The sequence below is a fragment of the Labrenzia sp. THAF35 genome (genome assembly GCF_009363595.1).
GTDB classification, from domain to species: Bacteria; Pseudomonadota; Alphaproteobacteria; order Rhizobiales; family Stappiaceae; genus Roseibium; species Roseibium algicola.
In genome coordinates this window covers 3,951,016-3,975,636 of sequence record NZ_CP045380.1, presented here as the reverse complement: position 1 = coordinate 3,975,636, position 24,621 = coordinate 3,951,016, and the positions used below count along the sequence as shown (strand labels likewise).

Sequence of the window (24,621 nt, the reverse complement as noted above, 5' to 3'; positions counted from 1 at the left end):
AACAAATGTCATCTTCTCTCAAAGATATCGATTTCCAGCACATGGGCCGAACCTGCCTCGGACACGCTGCCCGGCGCACCGCCAATCTTCTGACCCGTCATTATAATAGGCACATGGCAGTTCTCGGCCTTGAACTGACCCAGGCCCAGCTTTTGGCAGCCATAGCCGACGGATCTGCAAGTTCGGCGGCAGAGATCGCCCGTTTCCTCGGCATAGACCGATCCACGCTGGCCCGAAACCTCAAGCCTTTGGAAGTTGCCGGTCTTGTAACCCGGCAAGATGGCAAAGGCCGAAAGGTTCTTCCGGTGCTGACACAACTGGGCGAGGCAAAGGTCATTGAGATCCACCGCACCTGGCTCAAGGCGCAAGAAGAGGTCAGCGCATTGCTTGGCCCGGACGGCGCTGATGCCGTTCGCACCCAGATGTCCACGTTGCGCAAGGCGGTTCACATTCTGGAAAGCCAGCAAAAACCTGCCGCAGACACTGCCTCCCAATCAGCCCCCGACGAGACCACCCTTTCAGGACACCAATCATGAGCGATCCCCAGACCCTGACCGAAAACGGCAAGACCCACACCCTTGGCGCGCTTCCAAAGGCAGCCTTTGCCACCATGACCGGGCTTGATATCTTCGAGCGCATGATGGCAGGCGATCTGCCTGCCCCCCCGATCATGGTGCATTCCAATATCAGGATGAAGGAATTTTCCGAAGGCCGGGCCGTCTTCACCGGCCAGCCAGCACGCGAGTTCCTGAACCCGCTCGGTACGGTCCATGGTGGCTGGATTTCGACGCTGATCGACACGGCGCTGAGCTGCGCGGTACACACCACGCTGCAGCCCGGCGAATTCTACACCACCACATCGCTCAACGTGAACATGGTTCGCCCGCTGCTTGAAACCAGTGGAGAAGTGGTTTGCGAGGGGCGGATCGTCCACCGCGGCTCCCGCCTGGCGACCTCCGAAGGCGATCTGCGGGACGCGAACGGCAAACTGATAGCCCATGGCACTGTCAGCTGCATGATCCTGAAGCCCTCTTGAGGCAATGGATATGGAACAGTCGCACTGTCTTTCCCTCTTTTCCTGACGTGGAAATCCCGGTAGAGCTGCGCCATGAGTGACGACAAGAAACCTTCGCGCCCAGCCGGCAAGCCGGGCTTTCGTGGCAACAAGAAGTTCGGTGGCAAACCTGCGCCGCGCCGTCCGGGCCTCCCCCCGGAAGGCCCGGTGCTGCTTTACGGCCTCCACACCGTTGAAGCAGCCTTTGCCAACAAGGATCGCAAGCGGCTGAAGCTGTTCGCAACGGACAATGCCGTTCGCCGCCTCGAAGAACGTGGCGTGAAGATCGATGTCCCTGTCGAATCCATGATGCCCCGCGCGCTGGACCGGATGGTGACGAAGGATGCTGTCCATCAGGGCATGATCCTGGAAGCCGATCCCCTGCCCGCTTATGGCGCCGAGCATCTGAAAGGTGCGCGGCTCGTCCTCGCACTTGACCAGGTCACGGATCCGCACAATGTCGGCGCAATCCTGCGCTCGGCTGTCGCGCTCGATGCCGATGCGGTGGTAACAACCGAACGCCATGCACCGGAAGAAGGCTCCGTTCTGGCGAAATCCGCGTCCGGTGCACTCGACATGATCAAACATGTCCGGGTGAAAAACATGGCCCGCTTCATTGCCGAGATGAAGGACGAAGGCTTTTCCTGCATTGCCCTCGACAGCGATGGCCCGGCAAGTCTTGAACAGACACCGTTCAGCGACAGGACAGTTCTGGTGCTGGGCTCGGAGGGAAAAGGCGTGCGTCAGGGTGTGCGCGAAGCCTGCGGCCTGACAGCCCGCCTCGACATGCCGGGCAAGATTCGCTCGCTCAATGTTTCAAATGCCGCTGTACTGTCACTCTATGTGGCGCGGATGAAAATGGGGCTGTAAGGCCCCTCTCCTTTCACCATCCGATTCAAAGCACCTCTCCGCGCGCTGCAGTCACAGAGCTGGCGGCAGTTCTGTTCGCCCGCGTCGCCTCCGACCGGGTCAGGCAAGGCGCCAATAGCAGACTGATACCGATCATCGGTGCCAGCACCATGAGAGCCGCCCGAATACCGAAGGCATCGGCGAGCGGCCCGATGGTGAGCGGCCCGACCAGAAAGCCAAGCAGAGCCACAAAGGAAAGCACGGCGACATTGGAAGCCGCACTTCCTCCTGGCGCTGCGGATGCCGCGGTCACTCCAAGGGGAAACGCGAGCGCTGCTCCCGATCCCAGAACTCCCAGACCGAGAAGTGCAATCGGCGCGTTCGGTGCAAGCCATATCAGGCTCAGACCAATCAGTCCGATGAGCGCAAGCACCTGCCCCAGGCGTCCTGGCGCCGCAACCTGGCGCAAGCGGTCTCCCATGAGTCGGGTCGAAGCCAGACACAGTGAAAAGATCGAGATGCCCAGCCCGGCGAGGCCCGGATTGGCGGCAAAGGCATCCCGGAGATAGACCGCAGCCCAATCCGCAACGGCCCCTTCAACCAATGTCGTTCCGAAAGTGAAAAAACAGACGCCAAGCAAAACCGGATGTGGCAACCGGAAACCGCGCTGCTCGGGTTTGGTCGACTGCCCTTCGGGCGGCAAAGGCAACCGCAGGATTACAGGCAGCACCAGGGCCTGAACCAGGATCGCGATCGCGATACCGGCCAGAAGGGGCGACAGGGCAAGACCCGCCACAGCCGAGCCAATCAGCGTTCCAGACAGCAGTCCGAAGCTCCAGCAACCGTGTGCTCTGCTCATGATCTTGTGGTGGGTGCGCGTCTCGTAATCGTCAGCCAGAACGTTGAGCCCGAGTTCCAGGATGGACATCGATCCGCCGACAAGCGCGAGTGCGGCCATCAAAAGCCACTGGGTTGTCGCCATGAAGGGCAACAGCATGGCGAGAAGAAAGACCGGATAAAAGATCAGCGTGATCCACTTGGCGCCGATCCAGCCTGCAATGCGCCCCGCGATCATCAAGGTTGTCAAAGTACCGACCGGCGCCCCGACGAGCGCAATCGCCAACTCGCTATTGGTCAGTCCGAGCGTGGTCTGGACACCTGGAATATGCGGCAGCCAAGCCCCGAGTGCGATCGGCTGCAGATAGAAAATGAGGCAGATGCGCTGCGCTTCAGTCATTTAAATCGATCCAATTGGCGCACATGATTTCGAGCAGAACCACATGTGTCACGGCAGATTTTCCACTGAGGGTGAAACGGAAGTGATGACGGGACCGAACAGTGTTTGGTCTATCCAGCCTGCCTTCCGGTAAAACCAGAGAAGCCCGCGCAGAAAGCGACAGGCTGATATTCAGATTGCGCATTTATGGGTGCAAAACCCGGTTCATGCAAGCTGCCGCCCCCTCTTCGCGGAGCCCCTTCAGCGCTTGCGAACGCTGGATTGGCGGATGCCGCAGTTGGACGTCGCCAAGCGTCCACCTTGATCAGGGGCATATCGGCTATGCGGATCAGTGCTGGATGTGCTGCGCGAGCATATTATGCCAAGGCAAGGAAATGATTCGGTTCCAGGGAACTTGCAAGATGGCCGAGCGCTGCCCCACTGAACGAACACGATGCCTCTTGATTGCGCCTACGCCACAAATGCTTCCGTCAATTTGCAGGAATGACATTGGAATCGAGACGTCGCGATACTGAATTTCTGGGTCGCAGAAACTCTGCGCACGCGAAACTATCCACAGAGGCCAACCAATTTTCGAAATTATCAGAGGGGTTTAGCTGGTTTTTCGGAATCAGAATCGAAAAATGCAAATCAGGGCATGGACAAGTGCGCCCAATCTGGTAGAAGCCATCCCCGGCGCCGGTATAGCTCAGCTGGTAGAGCACGTGATTTGTAATCTCGGGGTCGCGGGTTCGAATCCTGCTGCCGGCACCATCTTCCCCATTCAGCTTGAAACTCTATTGTGCCGCTCGCCGCAGGCACTGTGCTATCGCGTGCTTCAGGCGACGCGGACCATATGTTTTCGCCACGCGTTGCAGCTGCCCTGGCGCTGCATCAATGAACGCTGCAGCATCTTCTTCATACCCTCCTGGCGCAGATCCAGTTCACTCTGGCTCCAGATCGCGTCGAATGCCGTGCCGACGGCTAGCGGTCTCAACTCGCTGTTTCTGGAAAAGACCCGCTCGCAGGCAAGATCGAATATGGCCTCGTGCTGGTACTCGTCAGCCACGGACCGTGCCGCATAGAGTGCCATTTGCTGGCAATAACGCATCCAGGCGGATGCAAGGGTTTTCGCCGGTGTTTCCAGCCAACTCGTGTGAGTGTTGCCGTCGTGGTAGAGCTTCCTGTAGAGCGGCCGGTCGAGATAAAGCATTTCTCCCTGGATCGCCTGGCGCATGATCCAGGTACTGTCGGCGAACATGTTGTCGAACCGGTTTCCGGGAACGGTCAGATCACGAAGGTTTGGCGGTGTCCGGTTGACCGCCCGAAAACTGACGCCGGCATAACTCATCCCGAACACCTGCCTGACCCGCGCTTCCAGGTCTCCGCTCACGCTTTTGCTGCGGATGATGTGTTCATCCGGCCTGCCCACGGTCTGAATTGCGGTGCAAGCGCTTCCGGCAGAGGGTGTCTTTTCCAGAAGATCCACAAGCGCGGCGTAATAGTCCGGCTCAATGGTGTCGTCTTGCGGCAGGATGGCAAAATACGGCGTCCTTACCCTTCTGATCAGCCAATTTGCGTTTTCCACCCAGCCGAGTCGTCTCCGCTGATGGTAGATACGCACGTTTGCCATGCACCGGAACGGCTCGAAGGTTTCCCGTTCGAAACCGCCATCATTGGAAATGACAACACGAAAGTCGCGAAAGCTCTGCTCCTGCACCGACGCAAGCACCCGTTCAAGAAACCCGTTCGGCCGGTAGGCAGGAATACAGATTGTCAGACGAGGCCGTTTCCATGGCCATATTGCAGGAAACTTCATGAGGCAATGACTTGATGAACCTGGCTTGAAGATGCCAGCGCGTCCGCCGCTTCAAGCGCAAACATCGGTGCGGTCGTGTATTTGCCCGGATCAAGGCTGCAATAACCATCGGCCAGGAGGCTGGGGCCTATTCTGCTGCGCTTGTGCAGATCGCTCACGCGATCGTCGATATCACTTGCACCCCTTGCGTCGATAACTCCGCCGATCAACGGTGCTTCGTCCGCCTCGGGAAAGCGCAGGAATTCAGCTAACTTCGGATAGTAGGCCGCAAGTGCGGCAACGGAACTGCGCACAATTTCGGCCTTTCGGGAAGAACCGATCTCTGGGTGCGGAAGCAAAAGGTCGCGTGTGCTGGCGAGCATCATCGACGGGTACCAGGACAGATACACCCGGCCTGACTCATACCGCACAACATCTCCGTATCGCCCCAACATGAGCGTAACATTCGCCAGATCTTCGACAACATCCGGCAGCAGCACTGCCATCTTGTAGCGCAGGAACCACGGGGCATTATCAGCAAAGCCGCTGGCATGATCCAGAAAGCGGCGCTGCTCCCAGGCGGCGTTGAGCACCCGGTCGAATGGTCCGTCAGCGCGATGTTCACCAACCACGCGCCAACCGGAGCGGCTTGTCTCGAAACGCGTCACCCTGTGATTGGACTGGAATTCGATTCGCGGGTGAGAAAGAACCGCTGCGCGCAGTGAAGCAGCAATGGCTCGCGTGTCGACGGATCGTTCCGGCGTTCCGAAGGCCGCCTCGATCTTGCCAGCTTCAGAGCCATAAGAATGGGAGGTCAGGCGCTGGAAGGCCGGCAGATCCACTTCGCCGAGGTAGTCTGCATTTGGTGCGGCAAGCCGCTCGCGGAGGATATCCTGCACCAGCACGAAGTGCTGTTCTACCGCACCCGCGGAAAGCTGAGACCCCTCAGGAACGGCATAGTCGAATGGCTGCGTTACGGAAGAAGCGAAAAGGTCTTGCGCCATCCATCGGCACACGATGGACCGGAAATGCAGCGCGCCATCGATCATGCGCCGTGCGGTCAGACCTGACCTGTCCCCGCCGTAAACGAACCCGAGATGGATCTTGCCTTCGTTTACCAGCGATGCCGCAGTCAGCGGTTCAGCTCCGGCATCGTAAAGCACGATCCGGTTACCGCGATCAGCAAGTTCCAGAGCTGCGATCGAGCCGGCAATGCCGGCCCCCACTATCGCTATGTCCCGGCACGATTTCATCCAAGAACGACCGAAATCATGTTTCCCCACACCTGTTCCGGAACGGGTTCTCTTACCTCAATCGCAGCCAACCGACCAGTGGAACAATCACGTTATCGGTCGTCATTCCACGTCGCCGATGAATTTTGCCTGGTTGATCAGCTCCTGGCATTTTGCTTCGTTGCCTGCGTGCCGTTCCTTGTTCGCTTCCTGGAGCAGTGCGCGCATCTTCTCTGCAACAGTGATGTCGATACCCTCCCTCTCGGAGTGGGTAACGGCATTTTCAACCTTGTCGATGTCCGCCTGACAGTCGGCAAGTGCACCGTTGGTAGCGGCCAGCATCAGCCCTGCGGCCAGAAGACTTCCGGCGAGCGGATTGCGATTGCATCTCATGTCATTCTCCCTTTCGGACAGGCTGGTCGTCGATTGCGGCGAGACGCCTCAATGGCGACCAGGCATTCACTGCATGCGGTGATGCAGATCCATCATGATCCAGAGACTGCCACCGACCATGATGAAAATGAGCACCGCGGCAAAGGCCAGAAAGAACAGGTTTTCGACCGGGGTGGATTTCAGGTCGATGTGTAGAAAAAATACCAGGTGAACGATCACCTGCAGAACCGCGGCAACAGCGATGACGAAATATACGGCACTGCCTGTGAGCAGTCCGCCCCAGACCAGGGCGAAGGGAATTGCCGTCAGCACAACTGCAAGCACAAACCCGGTGAGATAGGTAGACAGGCTGCGTTCAGCGGAATGGTTCATATGTGCCCCCTATAGAACGCCCGGCAGATAGACCGCCGAAAAGATCCCGATCCAGACAATATCGAGAAAATGCCAGAATAGCCCGAGCCGCATCAACCGGGAACGAACCGGCGGCGTCAGGCCCTTGACCATGATCTGGCCAATCATAACCACGATCCCGAGTGCCCCGAACGCAACGTGCAGTCCGTGTGTACCCACCAGCGTGAAGAAGGCAGACAGGAAGCCGCTTACTTCCGGCCCCGCACCTTTTTCGATCATGCCGGCAAATTCACTCAGCTCCATTGCCAGAAACGCGAAGCCGAGCAGCAAGGTCACAAAGAGCCATTGGACCACGCGGCCCTTCTGGTCATTCATCAGCGCAATGCTCGCCATCCCGAACGTCAGGCTGGAGACCAGCAGCAAGCCGGTTTCAACGGCAGTCCTGCTGAGATCGAAGAGCTCTTTTGACGTCGGACCGGCTGCGGAATTTTCCGAAAGGACAGCGTAGGTCGCAAACAACAGCGCGAAGATGACCGCGTCGGTCATCAGATAGATCCAGAACCCGAACTCCCTGGAATGAAGGGAGTGCTTCTCTTCCTCTTCAAGGATGGTTGCAGCAGACATCGGCCCCTCCCTCAAACCGTTCCGGACAACGGTGCGCCAGAGGCGGCACCGCGCGGCACAAAATCGCGCATGTCGTGCAGGTCGGCCGGCGAGATCTGAGCGAGGCGTTCACGCTCGATCCGGGCGACTTCTGCTGCGGGCAACACGAATTCGCTGTTGTCGTCGGACGCCCGGATACCAACACATACGAGAGACAGCACGAAGCTCAGGGCGACGAGCCACCAGATGTACCAGATGAAGGCAAAACCGAGCACAAAGGCCAGCGCACCAAGCACCGGGCCGATCCAGGTGTTTTTCGGCATGACGATGTCTTCGTAATGCTGCGGCGGCTGATAGGCCTCCCCCCGGATCTTCATGTCGTGGAACGCGTCAATGTCGGTCACCTCGGGCAGAACCGCGAAGTTATAGGCAGCTGGCGGAGAGGACGTCGCCCATTCCAGGGTACGACCGTTCCACGGGTCCCCCGTGATGTCCCTGGCGGATCCCCATTTCCTGGCCGAAACGTAAAGCTGGATGGCGATGCAGGCGATGCCGCACAGGACGAACAGAGCCCCGATCGCAGCGACGATCAGATAGGGTTGCCAAGTGGGGTCGGCATAATGCTCCATCCGCCGGCTCATGCCCTTGAAGCCAAGGACGTAGAGCGGCATGAAGGCGAGATAGAAACCGATGATCCAGCACCAGAAGGACCGCATGCCCCATTTGGCGTCCAGCTTGAAACCGAAGGCTTTGGGGAACCAGTAGTTCATGCCGGCGAAATAACCGAAAAGAGCGCCCGGGATCAGCATGTTGTGGAAGTGCGCCACCAGGAAGGTGGAATTGTGCATCAGGTAGTCGGCGGGCGGCAGGGCCAGCAGCACCCCAGTCACGCCACCGATGACGAAGGTCACCATGAAGCCGATGGTGTAGACCATGGACGTGTGAAACTCGATCCGGCCCTTGTACATGGTGAACAGCCAGTCGAAGATCTTCACCCCCGTCGGCACCGCGATGATCATCGTTGCGATGCCGAATATGGCATTCACATTGGCAGACGAGCCCATCGTGAAGAAGTGGTGCAGCCAGACTGTGAACGACAGCAGCGCGATACAGGCGGTCGCATAGACCAGTGAAGTGTAACCGAACAGCCGCTTGCGCGAGAATGTCGCCACCACTTCGGAAAAGATACCGAAGGCCGGCAAGATCAGGATGTAGACCTCCGGATGACCCCAGATCCACAGCAGGTTGGCAAACATCATCATGTTGCCGCCGTCACCGTTGGTGAAGAAATGGAAGCCAAGCGTGCGATCGAGTGTCAACTGACCGGCGACCACCGTCAGCGCCGGAAAGGCGAAGGCAATCAGGATGGAAATGCACAGTGTCGTCCAGGTGAACATCGGCATGCGCATGAAAGTCATGCCCGGGCAGCGGTTCTTGACGATGGTCACGATGAAGTTGATGCCTGAGAGCGTACTGCCCACCCCGCTGATGATCAGCGCCCATAGCCAGTAGTCGACCCCCACACCCGGACTATATTCAGCCCCGGAATATGGAGGATACCCGGTCCAGCCGGCTTGAGAGAACTTGCCGACCACAAGCGATATCAGCACCAGAGCCGCACCGGCGGCCGTCATCCAGAGGCTGACGGAATTCAGGAACGGAAAGGCGACATCCCGCGCGCCGATCTGTTGCGGCACGATGATGTTGATGAGCCCGGTCAGGAACGGCATCGCCACGAAAAAGATCATGATGGTGCCGTGAGAGGAAAAGATCTGCTCGAAATGCTCCGGCGGAAGGTAACCTTCGCTGTTCAGGGAAACCGCCTGTTGCGCGCGCATCATGAGAGCATCGACAAACCCGCGCACCAGCATCACCAGAGCCAGCACCACATACATGATGCCGATCTTCTTGTGATCGACACTGGTCAGCCAGTCTGTCCAGAGAACTTTCCATGCGCGCAGCCAGGTGATCAGCAGGAACACGGCAATGCCGCCGCCAACGGTTACTGCCGCCCCACCCATGGCCACCCAGGAATAGAACGGCAGGGCCTCAATCGTAAGACGTCCCAGCATCAAACAGCCCCCCGGCAGATGAGTTCGGCGGCCTTGCTTTCGTAAGGGCCGACAATCGGCGCGTATTTGCGCAGGATGATCGAAAAGAGATCCGTCTCGTAAGACGAATAATGCCGGACTGGATCGGCAACGCTCTGCTTGTGCAGGTCCACATACGTCTTGGCGTCCAGCACGTCAGCGGATCCTGTTGCCTTTTCCTTCCAGGCGGCGAAATCCGCTTCGTTCATGGCATGAGCCTTGAAGTGCTGGTCGGAAAAACCGTCGCCGGAATACATTGTGTTGCGGCCGTTGAAGGTGCCTGGACCATCTGCGATCAGGTTAAGTTCGGAGCGCATGCCCGCCATGGCGTAGATCTGGCCACCAAGTGCGGGGATCATCAGCGAATTCATGACCGTGTCGGAAGTGATCTCGATGGTCAGCGGCCTGTCTGCGGGAAAGGCAAGTTCATTCACGCTGGCCGTGCCGAGTTCCGGGTATAAGAACAGCCATTTCCAGTCGAGCGCGACGGCCTGCACCTTGAAAGCCGGCTTGTCGGACGCCAGGGCCTTGTAAGGGTCAAGTCTGTGGGTCGCATCCCAGACAATGGTTCCGATGACAATCACGATCGCAGCTGGAACCAGCCAGACCACGGCTTCAATGCCCCAGGAACCATCCCACTCGGGCGCATAATCCGCGGTGTTGCCATTACGCTTGCGATATCGCCAGGCGAACAGCAGCGTTAGTATGATCGCGGGAATGGCGACGATCATCATGATGCCGAATGCCGTGAACAGCAGATCCCGTTCCGCCAACGCGATAGGCCCTTTCGGGAAGAGCACCGGCGCATCGGAAAGCGCACAACCTTGTAACAACGGGAAAAGGCATACGAGGCCGACCGTCGCGGCAGACCTCAAGGCAATACGGACCCTTAGTCCGGCAATCCGATCAACCATGGCACCCCCGTTGAAAAATGGATAGGGACTGTCTGTTTGCAACACTTGTGGCGGCGCGCCCGCCAGGAACGATATGCTTTACTTTTGAAAAGCCTAGCCGAGCCCGCGCGGCATTGAAAGAGCGAAAGTTGCAGAAGCCGGCAGACACCAGCAAACAGGTTAGCCGGACAAGTCGAGCAACGCCTGCAGCATGAGGTTCGCCCCCTTCTCGATATCCGACCAGTCGCTGAGTTCTTCGGGAGCATGGCTTATGCCGGCCCGGCTGGGAACGAAGATCAGCCCGGAAGGGCAGAAAGACTGCATTGTCTGGGCATCGTGACCGGCTCCGGAAGGCATACGCCGCGCCGGTAATTCGTTGCGTTCGGCAAGGTCGGCGAGCTTGTCGGCAAGCTCGCTATCCAGCGAAACCGGTGACAACCAGCTCCTCTCGGTCTTGTTCAATTTCAGTCGGTGCCGGTTGGCGACAATGTCGGCGCTTTCCAGAAAACGCGATTTCAGCCCGACCATTATCTCTTCCGACGTGTCACGCAGAATCACCGAAAAGACTGCACGACCTGGAATCGTGTGGGGATGGTTCGGCGAAAGTTCGACATGACCAATGGTAAACCGGCTCTGGTCGGTGCCGTGCATCTGGATCAGATCCGGAATTGTCCCGGCAAGCTCGGAAAGCCCGGCAAATGCATCCGCCCGCAGATGCATGGGTGTTGTCCCGGAATGATTGGCGATTCCCGTCAGTTCCAACTCCAGATAACAGACACCGGAAACCTCCTCGGCGATGCCGATGGGAAATTCTTCGGCTTCAAGAACCGGCCCCTGCTCGATATGGAGTTCCAGAAAGGCATTTATCGAACCGGCCGGACGGGCTGCTTTCAGGATGTCCATCGGCTCGAGACCCAGACTGTTCATGGCATCACGCAGCCGGACCCCGTCGGCATCAATCGCCTGCTCGATCCATGCCGGAGTGATCGCCCCGACTATGGCCTGTGAGCCGAGCATGCCCCCGAAACGGCCCTCTTCTTCGGAAGTCGCGGCAACTTCGATCGCTGTCCGGGGCGTTATTCCGGCATCCTTCATCGTTCGCACGCATTCCAGCGCAACACAGGCGCCGAGTGCTCCGTCAAAAGCCCCGCCATTGACCACGGTGTCGAGATGCGATCCGGCCATGACGCACGGCCCGTCCTCAGGTCCATACCGGCCAAACAGGTTGAGTGCGCCGTCTCTCCACACCTGCAGATCGTCGGCCCTCATCTGTGCCTCGAACCAATCCCTGCACTCCAGATCGACCCGAGTGAAGCCTGGTCGCGTGTAGCCGCCGGTTTCAGGAACAAAGCCGAAGCGATTCACTCCGTTGAGAAGCGTTTTGAGACGCTCCGGGTCGATACGGATTGCGTGCTGCGGCATCCTTGTTTCCCCCTTATTTATCAGCGCTTAAGCGTTTATCTGGCATCGAGAGCACAACCCTCGAGCGAAAATAAATATGAAATAATTATTGCAGCATTGCAATTAATCATGATTAATTATTCGTCAGAAACAACGAGGGGAATGGTCATGAAAAGATTCCTAGCCGCGGCTTTCGCCTCGGCCTTCCTCGCCTTTGCACCCCAGGTGCAGGCGCAGACTCCGCCCAATGTTCTGGTTGTCGGCCAGATCGCGGAACCCAAGTCACTCGACCCGCACGCAGTCACCGCGGTGAACGATTTCCGCATTCTGGTGAACTTGTATGACGGACTTGTGCGCTACAAGGACGGCACCCTGGAAGTCGAACCGTCCCTTGCCGAAAGCTGGACCATTTCGGAGGACGGCAAGACCTACACGTTCAAGCTGCGTGAAGGCATCAAGTTCCACGACGGTTCCCCCTTCAACGCGGAAGCGGTGAAGTTCAACTTCGACCGTATGCTGAACGAGGAAAACCCCTATCACGATACGGGTCCCTTCCCTCTCGCGTTCTTCTTCTCCACTGTTGAGGACGTGGTCGTCGACAACGAAACCACCGTCACCTTCAACCTTAGTGCCCCTTACGCGCCGTTCCTGTCGAACCTTGCCTATCCGACGGGTCTGATTGTCTCGCCCGAGGCCGTCAAGCAATACGGCAAGGATTTCGGCCGCAATCCGTCCGGTACCGGCGCCTACAAGTTTGCCGAATGGGAAGCCAACGCCAAGGTGGTTGCCGTCAAGAACGAAGACTACTGGGATGGCGCTCCGGACCTGGAAGCGCTGATCTACCGTCCGATCACCGATGCCAACACAAGGATCGCCGAAATGCTGTCCGGTGGACTGGACGTGATGGTTGAAGTTCCGCCGGACAGCCTGCAGCAGTTCAAGGACGATTCAACGTTCAAGGTGCTGGAACAGGCCGGACCTCACGTCTGGTTCCTGATCCTGAACACCCGCGAAGCACCGTTTGACGTCAAGGCTGCACGCCAGGCCGCCAACTACGCCATCAACAAGAAGGCTCTGGTGGAAAACATCCTGCAAGGTACGGCTGACGTCGCAGCAGGGCCGACACCTCCTGCCTTTGCCTGGGCCTACAACGAGAGCCTGGAGCCCTATCCCTACGATCCGGAAAAGGCCAAGGAACTCCTGAAGGAAGCTGAATACGCCGGACAGGAAGTTACTTTCTATGTCACCGAAGGCGGCTCCGGCATGCTCGACCCGGTTGCCATGGGCACGGCCATCCAGGCCGATCTCCAAGCCGTCGGCATGAAGGTCAAGATCGAGACCTATGAATGGAACACCTTCCTCGGCAAGGTGAACCCGGGTCTGCAAGGCAAGGCTTCCATGGCGGAAATGGCATGGATGACCAATGACCCGGACACGCTTCCGTTCCTGGCCCTGCGCACCGAAGCGATGCCCGAACAGGGCGGGTTCAACTCCGGCTACTATTCCAACGCCAAGGTGGACGAGCTTCTGGAAAATGCCCGCGAGGAAACCAACCAGGAAGAACGTGCAAGGCTCTACAAGGAAATGCAGGAAATCGTCCAGGAGGACGCCCCCTGGGTCTTCGTTGCCAACTGGAAACAGAATGCCGTCACCAAGGCATCGGTTGAAGACTTCAAGCTGCAGCCCTCCTTCTTCCTGATGCTTCAGGACGTCAAGAAGCCTCAATAAGACGACACGTCTCCCGGCGGACCTTGAACGGTTCGCCGGGATTTTCGTATTCGGACCTGCACGCAGCAAGTGCCGAAGGAAACGTAAAGGCGCACCCCGGCGACACAACACTCCCTCATCCTGAGGAAGCGCAAGGCGCTGTCTCGAAGGATGGGCCACTTGCTCCGGAGTGTGCCGCCCATCCTTCGAGACGCGCATAAATGCGCTCCTCAGGATGAGGTTGCGGAGGCGGCAAGGCTTCAGGAAATGGCCGGCCGCACTCAGAAAGAGGGAGAGACCATTGGCTTCCTATATCGCCAAGCGTCTGCTGGCTGCCATCCCGGTCCTGTTCGGGCTGACGATCATCGTCTTCCTGATCATGGCGATGATCCCGGGAGACCCGGCAACTGCCATTCTCGGCTCCTACGCGACACCGGAAAATGTCGCCAAGCTCAACCGCGATCTCGGCCTCGACAAAACCCTGTTCGAGCAATACGTCATCTGGATCGGCAACCTGTTCCAGGGTGATCTCGGCCGCTCCTACACGCTCAATCGTCCGGTGCTGGATGAAGTAATGGAGCGCTTTTCGGCAACCCTCATTCTGGCCGGAACATCGCTCATCCTGTGCTCGATCTTCGGCCTTCTTGCCGGTATTGTGTCCGCCGTCCGTCAGTACGGCTGGGCGGACAAGATCATCACGCTGCTCGTTCTGATCGGTATCTCGACCCCGTCTTTCTGGCTCGGCCTGCTGCTGATCCTGGTCTTTGCCGTCAATCTGCGCCTGTTTCCGGCTTCCGGCATGTACGCGATCTATGGTGGCGGCGACTTGCCCGACCTGATCCATCACCTCACCCTGCCCGCGCTGACGCTTTCGGTGGTCGCGACCGGCGTCATCGCCCGGTTGACGCGCACCGCCATGCTGGAAGTGCTGCGTCAGGACTATATCCGCACTGCCCGCGCCAAGGGCCTGTCGGAACGCAAGGTCATCTACAAGCACGCATTCAAGTCGGCCCTCGTCGGCGTGGTGCCGGTCATCGGCATCCAGGCCGGCTTTGTCATCGGCGGTGCTGTCTATATCGAGACGGTGTTCCAGTGGCCGGGCATCGGATCCATGCTCGTGACCGCCATTTCCACCCGCGATCTGCTGCTGGTCCAGGGCGGGGTTCTGGTGGTCGCCGCCGCCTATGTTCTCTTCAATCTGCTCGCAGACGTGGTGCAGACCATTCTTGATCCGAGGTTGCGCTGATGAGTGACACGACCATGAGCGCCCCTTCCAAGGAGAAGGCAAAGTCCTCGCGCCCGGGAACACTTGCGCTTCTGCTCAACAATTCGCTGGCAACCAGCGGCCTTGTCGTTCTGGTGCTGATCTGTCTTATCGCTCTGGCAGCGCCGATCCTGCCGCTGGCGAACCCGGACGTTACCGCCCCGGCAGACCGTCTTCTGCCGGTCCTTACCGAAGGACACCTGCTTGGCACCGATCACTTGGGCAGGGACATCCTTTCGCGGCTGATCTGGGGGACACGCATATCGCTTGCCGTCGGTCTGTCGGCAACAATAATCGCTGCCTTCTTCGGCTCGCTTCTGGGACTGGTCGCCGGATACGCCGGCGGTCGTACAGACACTCTGATCATGCGCGGCATCGATATGGTGATGGCGTTTCCCTACATTCTGTTGGCACTGGCCATCGTCGCCGTGCTTGGCCCTGGGCTGCTCAACGCGCTTTACGCCATCGCGCTCGTCAACATACCGTTCTTTGCCCGCAACATTCGCGGTATTACGCTCGGGCTATCCCGAAGAGAGTATGTTGATGCGGCACGGCTGTCCGGCAAGTCGCCGGTACAAATTCTGTTTCTGGAAATTCTGCCCAACGTCTTGCCGGTCATCGTCATCACCATGTCGACGACCGTCGGCTGGATGATCCTCGAAACGGCCGGCCTGTCCTTCCTCGGCCTGGGTGCCCAGCCGCCACAGGCAGACCTTGGCTCCATGCTGGGTGAAGGCCGCAAGATCCTCTTCACTGCGCCGCATGTCTCCATCATTCCGGGCCTGATGATCTTTGCGCTGGTCATGAGTATCAACCTCTTCGGTGACGGTGTTCGCGATATCCTCGACCCGCGCCTGCGTGCCGGGTCCCTCACCCGGCCGGTCTCTCGAACAGCGGTGCATCGCAAGGCAGACGAGATCCCCGCGCCTTCGGAAAAGGGCGGTGTGCTGGATGTCCGTCAGATGCGCACCGAATTCCAGATCGGCAGCTCCGTTTACAAGGCAGTCGGCGGTGTTGATCTGAACCTGAAAGAGGGCGAATGCCTGGGCGTTGTCGGAGAATCCGGATCCGGCAAGTCGGTAACGGCCATGTCCATCATGGGCCTTGTGCCGACACCACCCGGCCGGATTGCCGGCGGTGCCGCCTATCTCGACGGCGAAGATCTTTTTGCGGCAAGCGACCGGCGTATCCGGGACCTCAGAGGCGGTTCGGTTGCCTATGTCTTCCAGGATCCGCTGTCGACGCTGCACCCGCTCTTCACCGTTGGTGATCAGTTGACGGAAGCGATCACCACCCACCAGCCCATGTCCGGCTCGAAAGCACGGGAGAAGGCCGTTGAACTGCTTTCGCTTGTGCGGATCCCGAATGCGAAGGAACGATTGTCCGCCTACCCGCACGAGCTTTCCGGTGGCATGCGCCAAAGGGTCTGCATTGCCATGGCGCTCGCCAACGATGCCAAGGTGCTGATTGCGGACGAGCCGACCACCGCGCTCGACGTCACCGTGCAATCGCAAATCCTGACGCTGATGAACGGCCTGCGCCGCGAACGAAATGCTGCAATCCTGTTCATCACCCATGATTTCGGCGTTGTCTCCGCCCTTTGTGACCGTGTTGCGGTGATGTATGCGGGCCGGATCGTCGAAACGGGAACGACGGAGGAGGTTCTGGCGAACCCGCGTCATCCCTACACCGCCAAGCTGATCGAATGCGTGCCTGTTCTGGGCGAGCCGGACCGTCGTCTGGATGCAATCGAGGGCCGCCCGCCCGTGGTCAATAACCTGCCGGACGGTTGTGCCTTCGCCGAACGGTGTCCGCACGCACAGACCTCCTGCCGGACCGGCGAGATCAAGCTTGAGATGTCTTCCGAAACCCGCGGTGTGCGCTGCCTCTTTCCGCTGAATTCCGGAGCGACCGCATGAACGAGATAAGCCAGAACCACTTGGACAGCGAAGCCCTTCTGACCATTCAGGATGTCGAGCGCATTTTCGGCGGCGGTCGGAAGCTCTTTGGCGGTCATCTTCCCGCCGTGCACGCGGTTCAGGGTCTCAGTCTCGATGTAAAGAAGGGAGAGACCCTCGGTGTCGTCGGAGAGTCGGGCTGCGGCAAGTCCACCCTCGCACGCCTCGTCGTCGGTCTCGATCTGCCGACATCCGGCTCGATCACCTTCAACGGCGAGGATCTTGCGGCACTGGCAAAAAAGGACCGCAACGCTCTCGCCCGCAAGGTTCAATATGTCTTTCAGGATCCGGTTGCCTCGCTCAATCCCCGCAAGACCATCAGGACCATCCTGGAAGCGCCGCTCAAGCACCTGACAAACCTGAATTCCGATGGTCGCGAGAAGCGCCTTGCCGAGCTGCTGCAGGCGGTCAACCTGGCGCCGGAGTTTCTGGAACGCTACCCCCATGAATTCTCCGGCGGCCAGGCGCAGCGGATCGGCATTGCGCGGGCCCTTGCGGCCGGGCCGGAGCTGATCGTGCTTGATGAGCCCGTGTCTGCCCTCGATGTGTCGGTGCAAGCCCAGGTGTTGAACCTGCTGGACAAGCTGAAGGACGACTTCGGCCTCACCTACATCTTCATCAGCCACGATCTTTCGGTGGTGGAAAGTGTCAGCGACCGCGTGGCGGTGATGTACTTCGGCCGGATGGCCGAACTGGGTCCAGCTAAAGAAATCTTCCGCAAGCCGCTACATCCCTATACGGATCTGCTAATGCGCTCCGCGCCCGCCCCCGGGCGGCACGACCTGATGTCGGAAGACGCCTCTGCCGAATTGCCGGATCCCTACAATCCCCCTGAAGGCTGCGCCTTTGCCGCGCGCTGTGCGCACCGCACGGATATCTGCGTTGCCGGCAAACCGTCACCAGACGAGGCCAAAGGCGGCAACAATCACGTTGCGGCTTGCTATCACCCACTCGGGAAGGCATAGGCTCCCCAAAAAACAAGGCAATGCAGTTTAACCGGCCATGAGAATTCCCGAAGGAGCGACAGATCCCAAGACACGGAAACGCCTGCGGCGGCCCGACATGGTTGCCCAGCAGATCCGCGAACAGATCGTCGAAGCCGGTCTGCGCCCCGGTGACAGGATCCCCGCCGAATGGCTTCAGCCGGAAACGGTCAGGGTGTCACGTGGTTCACTGCGTGAGGCTTTGAAGGTTCTGGAGTTCCAGGGGTTGATTTCAACGCGCAGCGGTCCGGGCGGCGGTGTCTTCGTCGCATCGGTGGAGCCAGGTGAAGCCATCCGCATGCTGGACAATCTGTTCCTGTTCGACCAGCCGACGATTGCCGACATCTACACGCTCCGGAAACAGCTTGAGCCGGAACTTGCCGCCTCGGTTGCCGGAACACTGACAGACGACGGTTTTCAGGCCTTGCAGGGCTGCATCCGGCTTTACGAGGACGAGCCGAAGACGGCGGAAGAAGAATATTCGCAGCGCCTGGCCGAGCTGGATTTTCACGAAGAACTGGCCCGGCACTGCAAGAACCCGATCCTGGCCTTCACATGTTCCTTCCTGCTCAGCCTGCTACGCGACATGACGGTCTGCCGCTCGATCTACAAGGAACCGAACCCTGCCCTGCGCGAAACGGGACTGCACTATCAGGTGCAGTTGCTGCGGGCGATAAAATCGGGTGATGCCGAGCTCTGCCGCATGATCATGCGTGGTCATATGATCGAGGCGGAAAAATACATGAAGGAACGTGCCGCCATGCGCACACGCGGCAGCACGACGGCGCAAGTGATCTCGTCCACGAGCAGCTAGGGCACAAGGGCCGCTTGCCTTTCCTCGGTCCGGCCTTGCGCTGCCAATGGGCCCATCAACCTGGCCGGAGCCTGCTCGAAGGTGAATTTTCCATTCTTCATCCCCCAGACCGGCCGGATGATTTCCGAAACGATCTGTTGTCCGCTCATGGCCGGCAGCGCCACGAAGGTGGCCGCTTCGCCGACTTCGATCCTGTGAGCCTTGTTGATCAGCCTCCGTGGTGCAGCCGTTACCATGTCAAAACAGGCCTTCAGGTCTTCCGCTGATCCGAGCTGGTGAACATTGGCATAAAGATTGGCCATGCGCGGCAAGGAGCAGTCGCCATAGGGCGTGAAGGGATTGAGCACGTTGTTTGTTGCGACCGTGCAGCAAACGCCGTGTTCATGAAAGACATGCGCCGGAGCAACCCCGCGCGGCACCAGGCTTTCGCTGCCACGCCCCATCAGAAACAGATCCGTCGACGGCAGGACGGTAAGCGCGATTTCAGCGTTTTTCAGAATTTGCACCGCCTCCAGAAGGTCCTTTCGGGAAAGGGCCGACAGCTTGGTGACATGGCCGATCGCGACCCTACCCTGCCATCCGAAAGCGACTGTCTGACGGGCGATTTCATCAAGATGACGCCAGGATGGATCGAGATCGAAATCCAGATGGAAATCGAGATCGACATCATGGCGTTCGGCCATTTCGAACAGACAGGCAATCTGGCCATTCGGATCGCTGTCCGTATAGGGACACCCGCCCAGCAGGTCCGCTCCGGCTTTGAGCGCCTCTTCCAGCAATTCGGCAGTACCCGGGTTGTTGATCAGCCCTTCTTGCGGAAAGACACATATCTGCAGGTCCAGCGCCCAGGCGAAATCCTGCTTCAGCCGCTGAATGGCGTGAAACCCCGTCAGGCCGATGCCCGGATCGATCTCCACATGCGTCCGGATGGCGTTGGTACCCTGGGTAATGGCCTTTTCGAGAACCTTTCGACCACGGTCGTAGACGTCTTCTTCCGAAAACCCTTTCTTTGCCTCCGCAACTGACGAGATCGCTCCTTCCAGCGTGCCTGTCTCGTTCCGACAGCGGTCGAGAATGCAGGCCTTGTCGAGATGAAGATGGCTCTCGACAAATCCCGGCACCAGGAGAACGCCGTTGCCATTCAGTTCTTCCGCACTCGTGGGCAGGTCGGCTCCTATCGCCGAAATCTTTCCGGCCCTAACAGCAATATCGACAGCCGCATCAGCGCCATCCAGCAGGACGTTCCGGATTACTAGCCCGCTCATACCCTCGCCTCCATGCGAGTTTCCTGTTCATTGGTGGCGCCGAGATAGGCAGCCGTCAGCCGCGGGTCCGAAGCCAGATCCGCAGCCTTGCCTTCAATCACGATACGGCCTTGCTCCAATACGTAGGCGTAATCTGCAACGGCGAGAGCAAGCGTTGCCATCTGGTCGACAAGCAGAATGGTGATGCCTTCGTCCCGCAACTCACCAAGGATCGCATAAAGCTCCTCAACCATCGCCGGAGCCAAACCAAGCGAAGGTTCGTCCAGGAGCAGGATCTTGGGTTTCGCCATGAGACCGCGGGCAATTGCCATCATCTGCTGCTCACCGCCCGAAAGAAGCCCTGCGCGGCTGTGCAACCTGTCACGCAGGCGCGGAAACCGCTTCAGATGAGCTTCCAGTTCCGAGCTGTTGACATCCGAATGTCTCTTGTAGGCACCCAGTTCGATGTTCTCGCGCACCGTCAGTTCCGGAAATACCTGGCGGCCTTCGGGAACCAGCACAAGACCACGCCCGACGAGTTCATGCGGCTGCATGGCCTGTGTCTGCTCGTCGTTCAGGATTATGCTTCCGGTGACCGGCCTGTGCAGACCCGAAACGGCAGAAAGAAACGTCGATTTTCCTGCACCATTCGCCCCGAGCAGAGCCACCATTTCACCTGGCCGCACCTTGAGTGATACCTCTTTCAACACCGGAGCCGCGCCATATCCTGCGGTCAGCTTCTGTGTCGAAAGAACAGGCGTTTCTTCCGTATGCAGCGGTTTTATGCGCGGGAAGGCCGTGGCGCCACCGGTGCCGAGGTAGGCTGCAATCACAGTATCGTTTGCCTGGATCTCTGTCGGAGAACCAAAGGCAATAGGCTTGCCGGCGTCAACTGCCTGGATCCGGTCCGAAATCCCCATGACCAGCTCCATGTCATGTTCGACGAGCACAACTGCAGGTCCCAGGTCGGCAATATCCCGCAGCAGCATGGCGAGCTTGTCCTTGTCGGCACGCATCAGTCCGGCTGCCGGTTCATCCAGAAGAAGGATGTCAGGTTTCAGGGCAAGCGCGCGTGCGATCTCCACCAGCCTGCGGTCGACATGCGGCAAATCACCGGCACGCTTGTCGAAGTCACCTTCATAGCCGCAGTATCGCAAAAGTCCTGCCGCCAGCGACAAACGATCTGGCGACTGAATGTCGGACCACGGGTCGCCGAAGGCACCGCGCCCCAGCCCGGAGACGACATTTGCAAGCACCGTCAGGTTCTCGAAAAGTTTAGTCGTCTGGTAGGTCCGGGCAATCCCGGATCGGGCAACCGCATGGGCAGGCAGCCCGGCAAGGTCCCGGCTTCCAAGCACGATCTTTCCCTGCGTTGGACGGTAGAACCCGCCTATCATGTTGAGAACCGTTGTCTTGCCCGCACCGTTCGGACCGATGATGGATGTTACCTCGCCGGGCTCGATCCGGAAGCTGACACCATCGACTGCCTGAACACCGCCGAATGAAATGCCGAGGTCTTCAATTTCCAGTGCACTCGAGGTAAGCCCGCCCTGGAGGAACTGCTCGATGTCTGCGGAAGAAACCGGTGCCACGCTTCGGCTCGACCTCGGAATGTAAGACGCCACCGTGCCAACCAGCCCGCGAGGCGCAATCAGCAGCACGCCCACCAGCAAACCGCCAAAGAACAGCAGCCGGTATTCTGCAAGATCTGAAAGGAACTCCGGCAGCAGGACGGTTACCAGCGCACCGGCGAGTGGCCCCAGCACGGTGCCGGCGCCGCCGATCAGGATTGCGAAGAGAAACAGGATCGACTGCGAGAACGGGAAATTGCTCGGCGCGATGAACATCATCAACGGTGCAAACAGACCGCCCGCAAGCCCGGCCATCGCCGCCGCAATGGCAAACGCGGCCGCCTTGACCGCAAACGGCCGATATCCAAGCGAGGCAGCTGCGGTTTCAGCATCGCGTACGCCCGTCATTGCCATGCCCCAGCCGCTTTCGGCCAATCGGCGAAACAGGTAAAGAGACAATCCGGCAAGCAGGATGGCCAGCACCACCAGTTCCCGCTCGCTGAACACGAAGCCCAGGATCTCCGGCATCGGAAAGCCCATGAGGCCATTCTGACCGCCGGTCAGCGAACGCCATTCCACCGCGCCGTGTTCGACAATGAACGCGAAGGCAATCGTGACCATTGCCAGGAACGGCCCCGCCATACGGACGGCAGGCACCGCCAGCAGAACGCCCGCGATCCCCGCCACGAGTGCGGACAAGGGCAGTGCCAGCCAGAAGCTCAGGCCAGACAGCGTCATCACCGCCACACCATAAGCGCCGATGGCAAAGAACCCCACCTGGCCAAGTGAGACCAGACCAGTCAAACCATAAAGAACGTTGAGACCTGTCCCCAGGATGGTCGTGATTGCAACAAGGCCGATGACGAACTGCGTGTAGCCACCGCTTGTCACGGCCATCGCACAGGCTGCAACAGTCAGAACGAGCAACGCGCTATCGAGAAGAATTCGCTGGTTCAGAAAGGGCACGGCTCTTCCTCAGACTTTCTTTACGGCGGGACGACCGAAGAGACCGTCCGGCTTCAATGTCAGTGCAAGGATGATCAGCGCAAAGACAACGATGTAGGTAGAAGATGAGCCCAGGTAGGCCGTTACCAGGGCTTCCGTCACTCCATAGAGAAAGCCTGCCAGCATGACGCCGGCTGCCGATGTCATGCCGCCCAGGATTGCCACCGCGAAGGCCTTGAGCCCAAAGAGCGTTCCCATGTCCGAATGCACGGAAAACAGCGGCGCGATCAAAAGACCGGCACATCCGGCAAGCATCGCCGAAATCGCAAAGGAACCGGACACCATCATGGTTGTGTTGATCCCCATGAGCCGTGCTGCCTGATTGTTCTGGACGACGGCAAGCAGCGCCCTGCCCTGCAAGGTCTTGCGGAACAGGAAGTGCAGCGCCAGAGCAACACCGATGGCGGCAATCGGAATAAGCAGTTGCTGCGGATAGATGCCCGTGCCGGCGAACTGCCAGGTGGTCTGCGCCAAAGGCGAAAACAATGTCCGCGGTTCGTTGCCGAAGCTGAAGAGAACGGCGTTGTCGAGAAAGATGCCGCCCGCGACGGTCGCCATCAGCCAGGCCTCCGAATTGCGTTCCACGAAGGGACGAACCAGAAGTATTTCAACAAGCACGCCAAAAAGGCCGCAGCAGGCGATCGCAAGCGGATAAGCGATCAGCCAGTTCAAGCCGAGCCGTTCGGTAAAGACAAAGCCCAGAACCGCGCCCAGCATGACAACGCTGCCTTGCGCGAAATTGACGGTGGAAGAAACGGAATAGGTGATCTGAAAGCCGAGCGCGATCAGCCCGTACATGCTTCCAAGGCCAATGCCGGTGACAAGGGCGGCGATCAAGAGGGTCATGGGTAGGTCCTGGCGGGTGAAACGGGATCAGGGCTAATTCAAAGGAAAGAAACCTCCCGCGGGCCTGCCGCGGGAGGTGACATCATCAATCTTCGATCGGGATGATTTCGCCTTCGACGAACTGCGCGAAGACATAGTCTTCAGGCGCGATCGCATCCTGGTCTTCCGGCGAGAACGGATCGGTGTAGGTCTTGATCAGGCCTTCGATGTTCTCGATGTCGTACATCGCCTGTCGGATAGCCGGACCATCGGTGGAACCGGCCTTCTCGATGGCAGCAGCCAGCAGAAGCATGGCGTCATAGGCATTGGCGATACCGGTTGCGGGTGTCACATCGGCCATGGTCTTGATTTCGGGAAAGCTTTCCTGAAGCTTCGAGAACATGGCCTCGCCCTTCGCATCGCCCTCCCGGAACAGGTAGGTCTGGATGAAGTGGAGCTTCTCGCCGCTCTTGCCGGCCAGTTCCGTGAACCGTCCGCCTGCCGGGCCCCAGTGCGATGCCATGGCAACATCCCAGCCCATCCGGTCGAGTGATTTCACCACCTGTGCGGTCGGGGCAACGTTTGCCACCACAAACAGGCCATCCGCGCCGTTTTCCTTGAGGCGCGTGAGCTGCGGTACGACATCGACGTCATTGGACTCGAACTTCTCGATACCCGCATGCTCCATGCCGCGCTTCTCGAGCGCTTTCAAAAGCCCCTTCTCGTTGGACTCGCCCCATGGGTTGTTGATGAGGATCATGCCCGGTTTCTTGGAGCCGTATTTGGTGACCAGATACTCGGTGATCGCTTCATCGACATATTCATCAACGGCGGAAACGCGGAAGATGTAGTTCTCTTCAGCACCGTTCTTGGTGATGCCGGTGCCTGCAGCCCACGGGCCGACAAAAGGCACTTTTGACTGGTTTGCAAAGGGAACGATTGCAAAGGAGACCGGTGTGTCCAGACCGCCGATCAGAGCCGCAACGCCTTCGCGCTGGACAAGCTCACGTGCGGCGACAAGCCCCTTGCCCGGGTTGCTTTCGTCGTCGCGGCTTACAAGTTCAAGCGGTTTGCCAAGGACACCGCCCTTCTCGTTGATCTCATCAATCGCGATTGTCAGGCCACGTGTAATTGCCTGTCCGGACTTGGCAGACTGACCGCTGAGCGCGGCAACAAGGCCGATCTTGATTGTATCGGCGGCGAAGGCCGGAAGGCTGGTGGCCAGGGCGAGACCGACAGCACCTGACATCAGGACGCGACGTGTCACCTTCGGAAATTTGCAAGCGGATTTCATGAACGGCTCCTCTGGTTTTCCGGACGACACGTCCGAACGCCACATCAAGAGCAAGTCAGATGCCAGTTTACTGATC

At 59.0% G+C, this 24,621-nt stretch carries 21 protein-coding genes and 1 tRNA gene; 9 read left to right on the top strand and 13 right to left on the bottom strand.

Going from position 1 to position 24,621, the window contains the following annotated elements:
• The first annotated feature begins 113 nt into the window (after positions 1-113).
• The 3 genes from FIU93_RS18165 (at position 114) to FIU93_RS18155 (ending at position 1,924) form a co-directional block, all read left to right on the top strand.
• Positions 114-536, top strand: coding sequence for a MarR family winged helix-turn-helix transcriptional regulator (locus tag FIU93_RS18165; protein WP_152506387.1), 423 nt, complete (start codon positions 114-116; stop codon positions 534-536).
• The gene (locus FIU93_RS18160; protein WP_055654727.1) at positions 533-1,036 is read left to right on the top strand and encodes a PaaI family thioesterase; all 504 of its coding nucleotides are present in this window, start codon (positions 533-535) and stop codon (positions 1,034-1,036) included. Before FIU93_RS18165 ends, FIU93_RS18160 begins: the two co-directional genes overlap by 4 nt.
• Before the next feature lie 72 nt (positions 1,037-1,108).
• Positions 1,109-1,924, top strand: coding sequence for an RNA methyltransferase (locus FIU93_RS18155; RefSeq protein ID WP_152506386.1), 816 nt, complete (start codon positions 1,109-1,111; stop codon positions 1,922-1,924).
• A gap of 25 nt (positions 1,925-1,949) precedes the next feature.
• Here FIU93_RS18155 and FIU93_RS18150 read toward each other — a convergent pair whose 3' ends face one another.
• Positions 1,950-3,140: an MFS transporter gene (locus FIU93_RS18150; protein WP_152506385.1), complete on the bottom strand. Its 1,191-nt coding sequence runs from the start codon at positions 3,138-3,140 to the stop codon at positions 1,950-1,952.
• 677 nt (positions 3,141-3,817) lie between these two features.
• On the opposite strand from FIU93_RS18150, the gene FIU93_RS18145 reads away from it, so the two are divergent.
• Positions 3,818-3,893, top strand: a tRNA-Thr gene (locus tag FIU93_RS18145).
• Positions 3,894-3,957: 64 nt separating this feature from the next.
• On the opposite strand, the gene FIU93_RS18140 is transcribed toward FIU93_RS18145, so the two are convergent.
• From FIU93_RS18140 to FIU93_RS18105, 8 genes are all read right to left on the bottom strand, one after another.
• Positions 3,958-4,938 (bottom strand): glycosyltransferase family A protein, encoded by a 981-nt coding sequence (locus FIU93_RS18140; RefSeq protein WP_152506384.1) that lies wholly within the window; start codon positions 4,936-4,938, stop codon positions 3,958-3,960.
• Positions 4,935-6,143: an FAD-dependent oxidoreductase gene (locus tag FIU93_RS18135; RefSeq protein WP_173017352.1), complete on the bottom strand. Its 1,209-nt coding sequence runs from the start codon at positions 6,141-6,143 to the stop codon at positions 4,935-4,937. Before FIU93_RS18135 ends, FIU93_RS18140 begins: the two co-directional genes overlap by 4 nt.
• A gap of 129 nt (positions 6,144-6,272) precedes the next feature.
• On the bottom strand, positions 6,273-6,542 hold the full coding sequence (locus tag FIU93_RS18130) for a hypothetical protein (protein ID WP_152506382.1): 270 nt from the start codon (positions 6,540-6,542) through the stop codon (positions 6,273-6,275).
• A gap of 66 nt (positions 6,543-6,608) precedes the next feature.
• The gene (gene cyoD, locus FIU93_RS18125; RefSeq protein ID WP_023001144.1) at positions 6,609-6,914 is read right to left on the bottom strand and encodes a cytochrome o ubiquinol oxidase subunit IV; all 306 of its coding nucleotides are present in this window, start codon (positions 6,912-6,914) and stop codon (positions 6,609-6,611) included.
• A 9-nt stretch (positions 6,915-6,923) separates the two neighbouring features.
• On the bottom strand, positions 6,924-7,517 hold the full coding sequence (cyoC, locus tag FIU93_RS18120) for a cytochrome o ubiquinol oxidase subunit III (protein WP_023001143.1): 594 nt from the start codon (positions 7,515-7,517) through the stop codon (positions 6,924-6,926).
• A gap of 11 nt (positions 7,518-7,528) precedes the next feature.
• Positions 7,529-9,568 carry a cytochrome o ubiquinol oxidase subunit I gene (gene cyoB, locus FIU93_RS18115; protein ID WP_152506381.1) on the bottom strand — a complete coding sequence of 680 codons (2,040 nt, stop codon included), beginning with the start codon at positions 9,566-9,568 and terminating at the stop codon, positions 7,529-7,531.
• Positions 9,568-10,500: a ubiquinol oxidase subunit II gene (cyoA, locus tag FIU93_RS18110; RefSeq protein WP_075284754.1), complete on the bottom strand. Its 933-nt coding sequence runs from the start codon at positions 10,498-10,500 to the stop codon at positions 9,568-9,570. Before cyoA ends, cyoB begins: the two co-directional genes overlap by 1 nt.
• Before the next feature lie 159 nt (positions 10,501-10,659).
• Positions 10,660-11,901 carry a Zn-dependent hydrolase gene (locus FIU93_RS18105; RefSeq protein ID WP_152506380.1) on the bottom strand — a complete coding sequence of 414 codons (1,242 nt, stop codon included), beginning with the start codon at positions 11,899-11,901 and terminating at the stop codon, positions 10,660-10,662.
• Positions 11,902-12,048: 147 nt separating this feature from the next.
• Here FIU93_RS18105 and FIU93_RS18100 point away from each other — a divergent pair, with 147 nt between their 5' ends.
• From FIU93_RS18100 to FIU93_RS18080, 5 genes are all read left to right on the top strand, one after another.
• Positions 12,049-13,608: an ABC transporter substrate-binding protein gene (locus FIU93_RS18100; RefSeq protein WP_035908743.1), complete on the top strand. Its 1,560-nt coding sequence runs from the start codon at positions 12,049-12,051 to the stop codon at positions 13,606-13,608.
• A 280-nt stretch (positions 13,609-13,888) separates the two neighbouring features.
• Positions 13,889-14,833, top strand: a complete 945-nt coding sequence (locus FIU93_RS18095) for an ABC transporter permease (protein ID WP_023001138.1) — start codon at positions 13,889-13,891, stop codon at positions 14,831-14,833.
• Positions 14,833-16,770 carry a dipeptide/oligopeptide/nickel ABC transporter permease/ATP-binding protein gene (locus tag FIU93_RS18090; RefSeq protein ID WP_152506379.1) on the top strand — a complete coding sequence of 646 codons (1,938 nt, stop codon included), beginning with the start codon at positions 14,833-14,835 and terminating at the stop codon, positions 16,768-16,770. The genes FIU93_RS18095 and FIU93_RS18090 overlap by 1 nt, the downstream gene beginning before the upstream one ends.
• A complete protein-coding gene (locus tag FIU93_RS18085) occupies positions 16,767-17,774 on the top strand; it encodes an oligopeptide/dipeptide ABC transporter ATP-binding protein (protein ID WP_152506378.1) in 1,008 nt (335 codons plus the stop codon). The genes FIU93_RS18090 and FIU93_RS18085 overlap by 4 nt, the downstream gene beginning before the upstream one ends.
• 37 nt (positions 17,775-17,811) lie before the next feature.
• The gene (locus FIU93_RS18080; RefSeq protein ID WP_152506377.1) at positions 17,812-18,606 is read left to right on the top strand and encodes an FCD domain-containing protein; all 795 of its coding nucleotides are present in this window, start codon (positions 17,812-17,814) and stop codon (positions 18,604-18,606) included.
• On the opposite strand, the gene FIU93_RS18075 is transcribed toward FIU93_RS18080, so the two are convergent.
• The 4 genes from FIU93_RS18075 to FIU93_RS18060 form a co-directional block, all read right to left on the bottom strand.
• Positions 18,603-19,871 (bottom strand): amidohydrolase family protein, encoded by a 1,269-nt coding sequence (locus FIU93_RS18075; protein ID WP_152506376.1) that lies wholly within the window; start codon positions 19,869-19,871, stop codon positions 18,603-18,605. The two genes, FIU93_RS18080 and FIU93_RS18075, sit on opposite strands and share 4 nt — an antisense overlap.
• Positions 19,868-22,318, bottom strand: coding sequence for an ATP-binding cassette domain-containing protein (locus FIU93_RS18070; RefSeq protein ID WP_152507629.1), 2,451 nt, complete (start codon positions 22,316-22,318; stop codon positions 19,868-19,870). The genes FIU93_RS18075 and FIU93_RS18070 overlap by 4 nt, the downstream gene beginning before the upstream one ends.
• A 78-nt stretch (positions 22,319-22,396) precedes the next feature.
• On the bottom strand, positions 22,397-23,272 hold the full coding sequence (locus FIU93_RS18065; RefSeq protein WP_023001132.1) for a branched-chain amino acid ABC transporter permease: 876 nt from the start codon (positions 23,270-23,272) through the stop codon (positions 22,397-22,399).
• An 85-nt stretch (positions 23,273-23,357) separates the two neighbouring features.
• On the bottom strand, positions 23,358-24,545 hold the full coding sequence (locus FIU93_RS18060; RefSeq protein WP_055656609.1) for an ABC transporter substrate-binding protein: 1,188 nt from the start codon (positions 24,543-24,545) through the stop codon (positions 23,358-23,360).
• Positions 24,546-24,621: the final 76 nt, after the last annotated feature.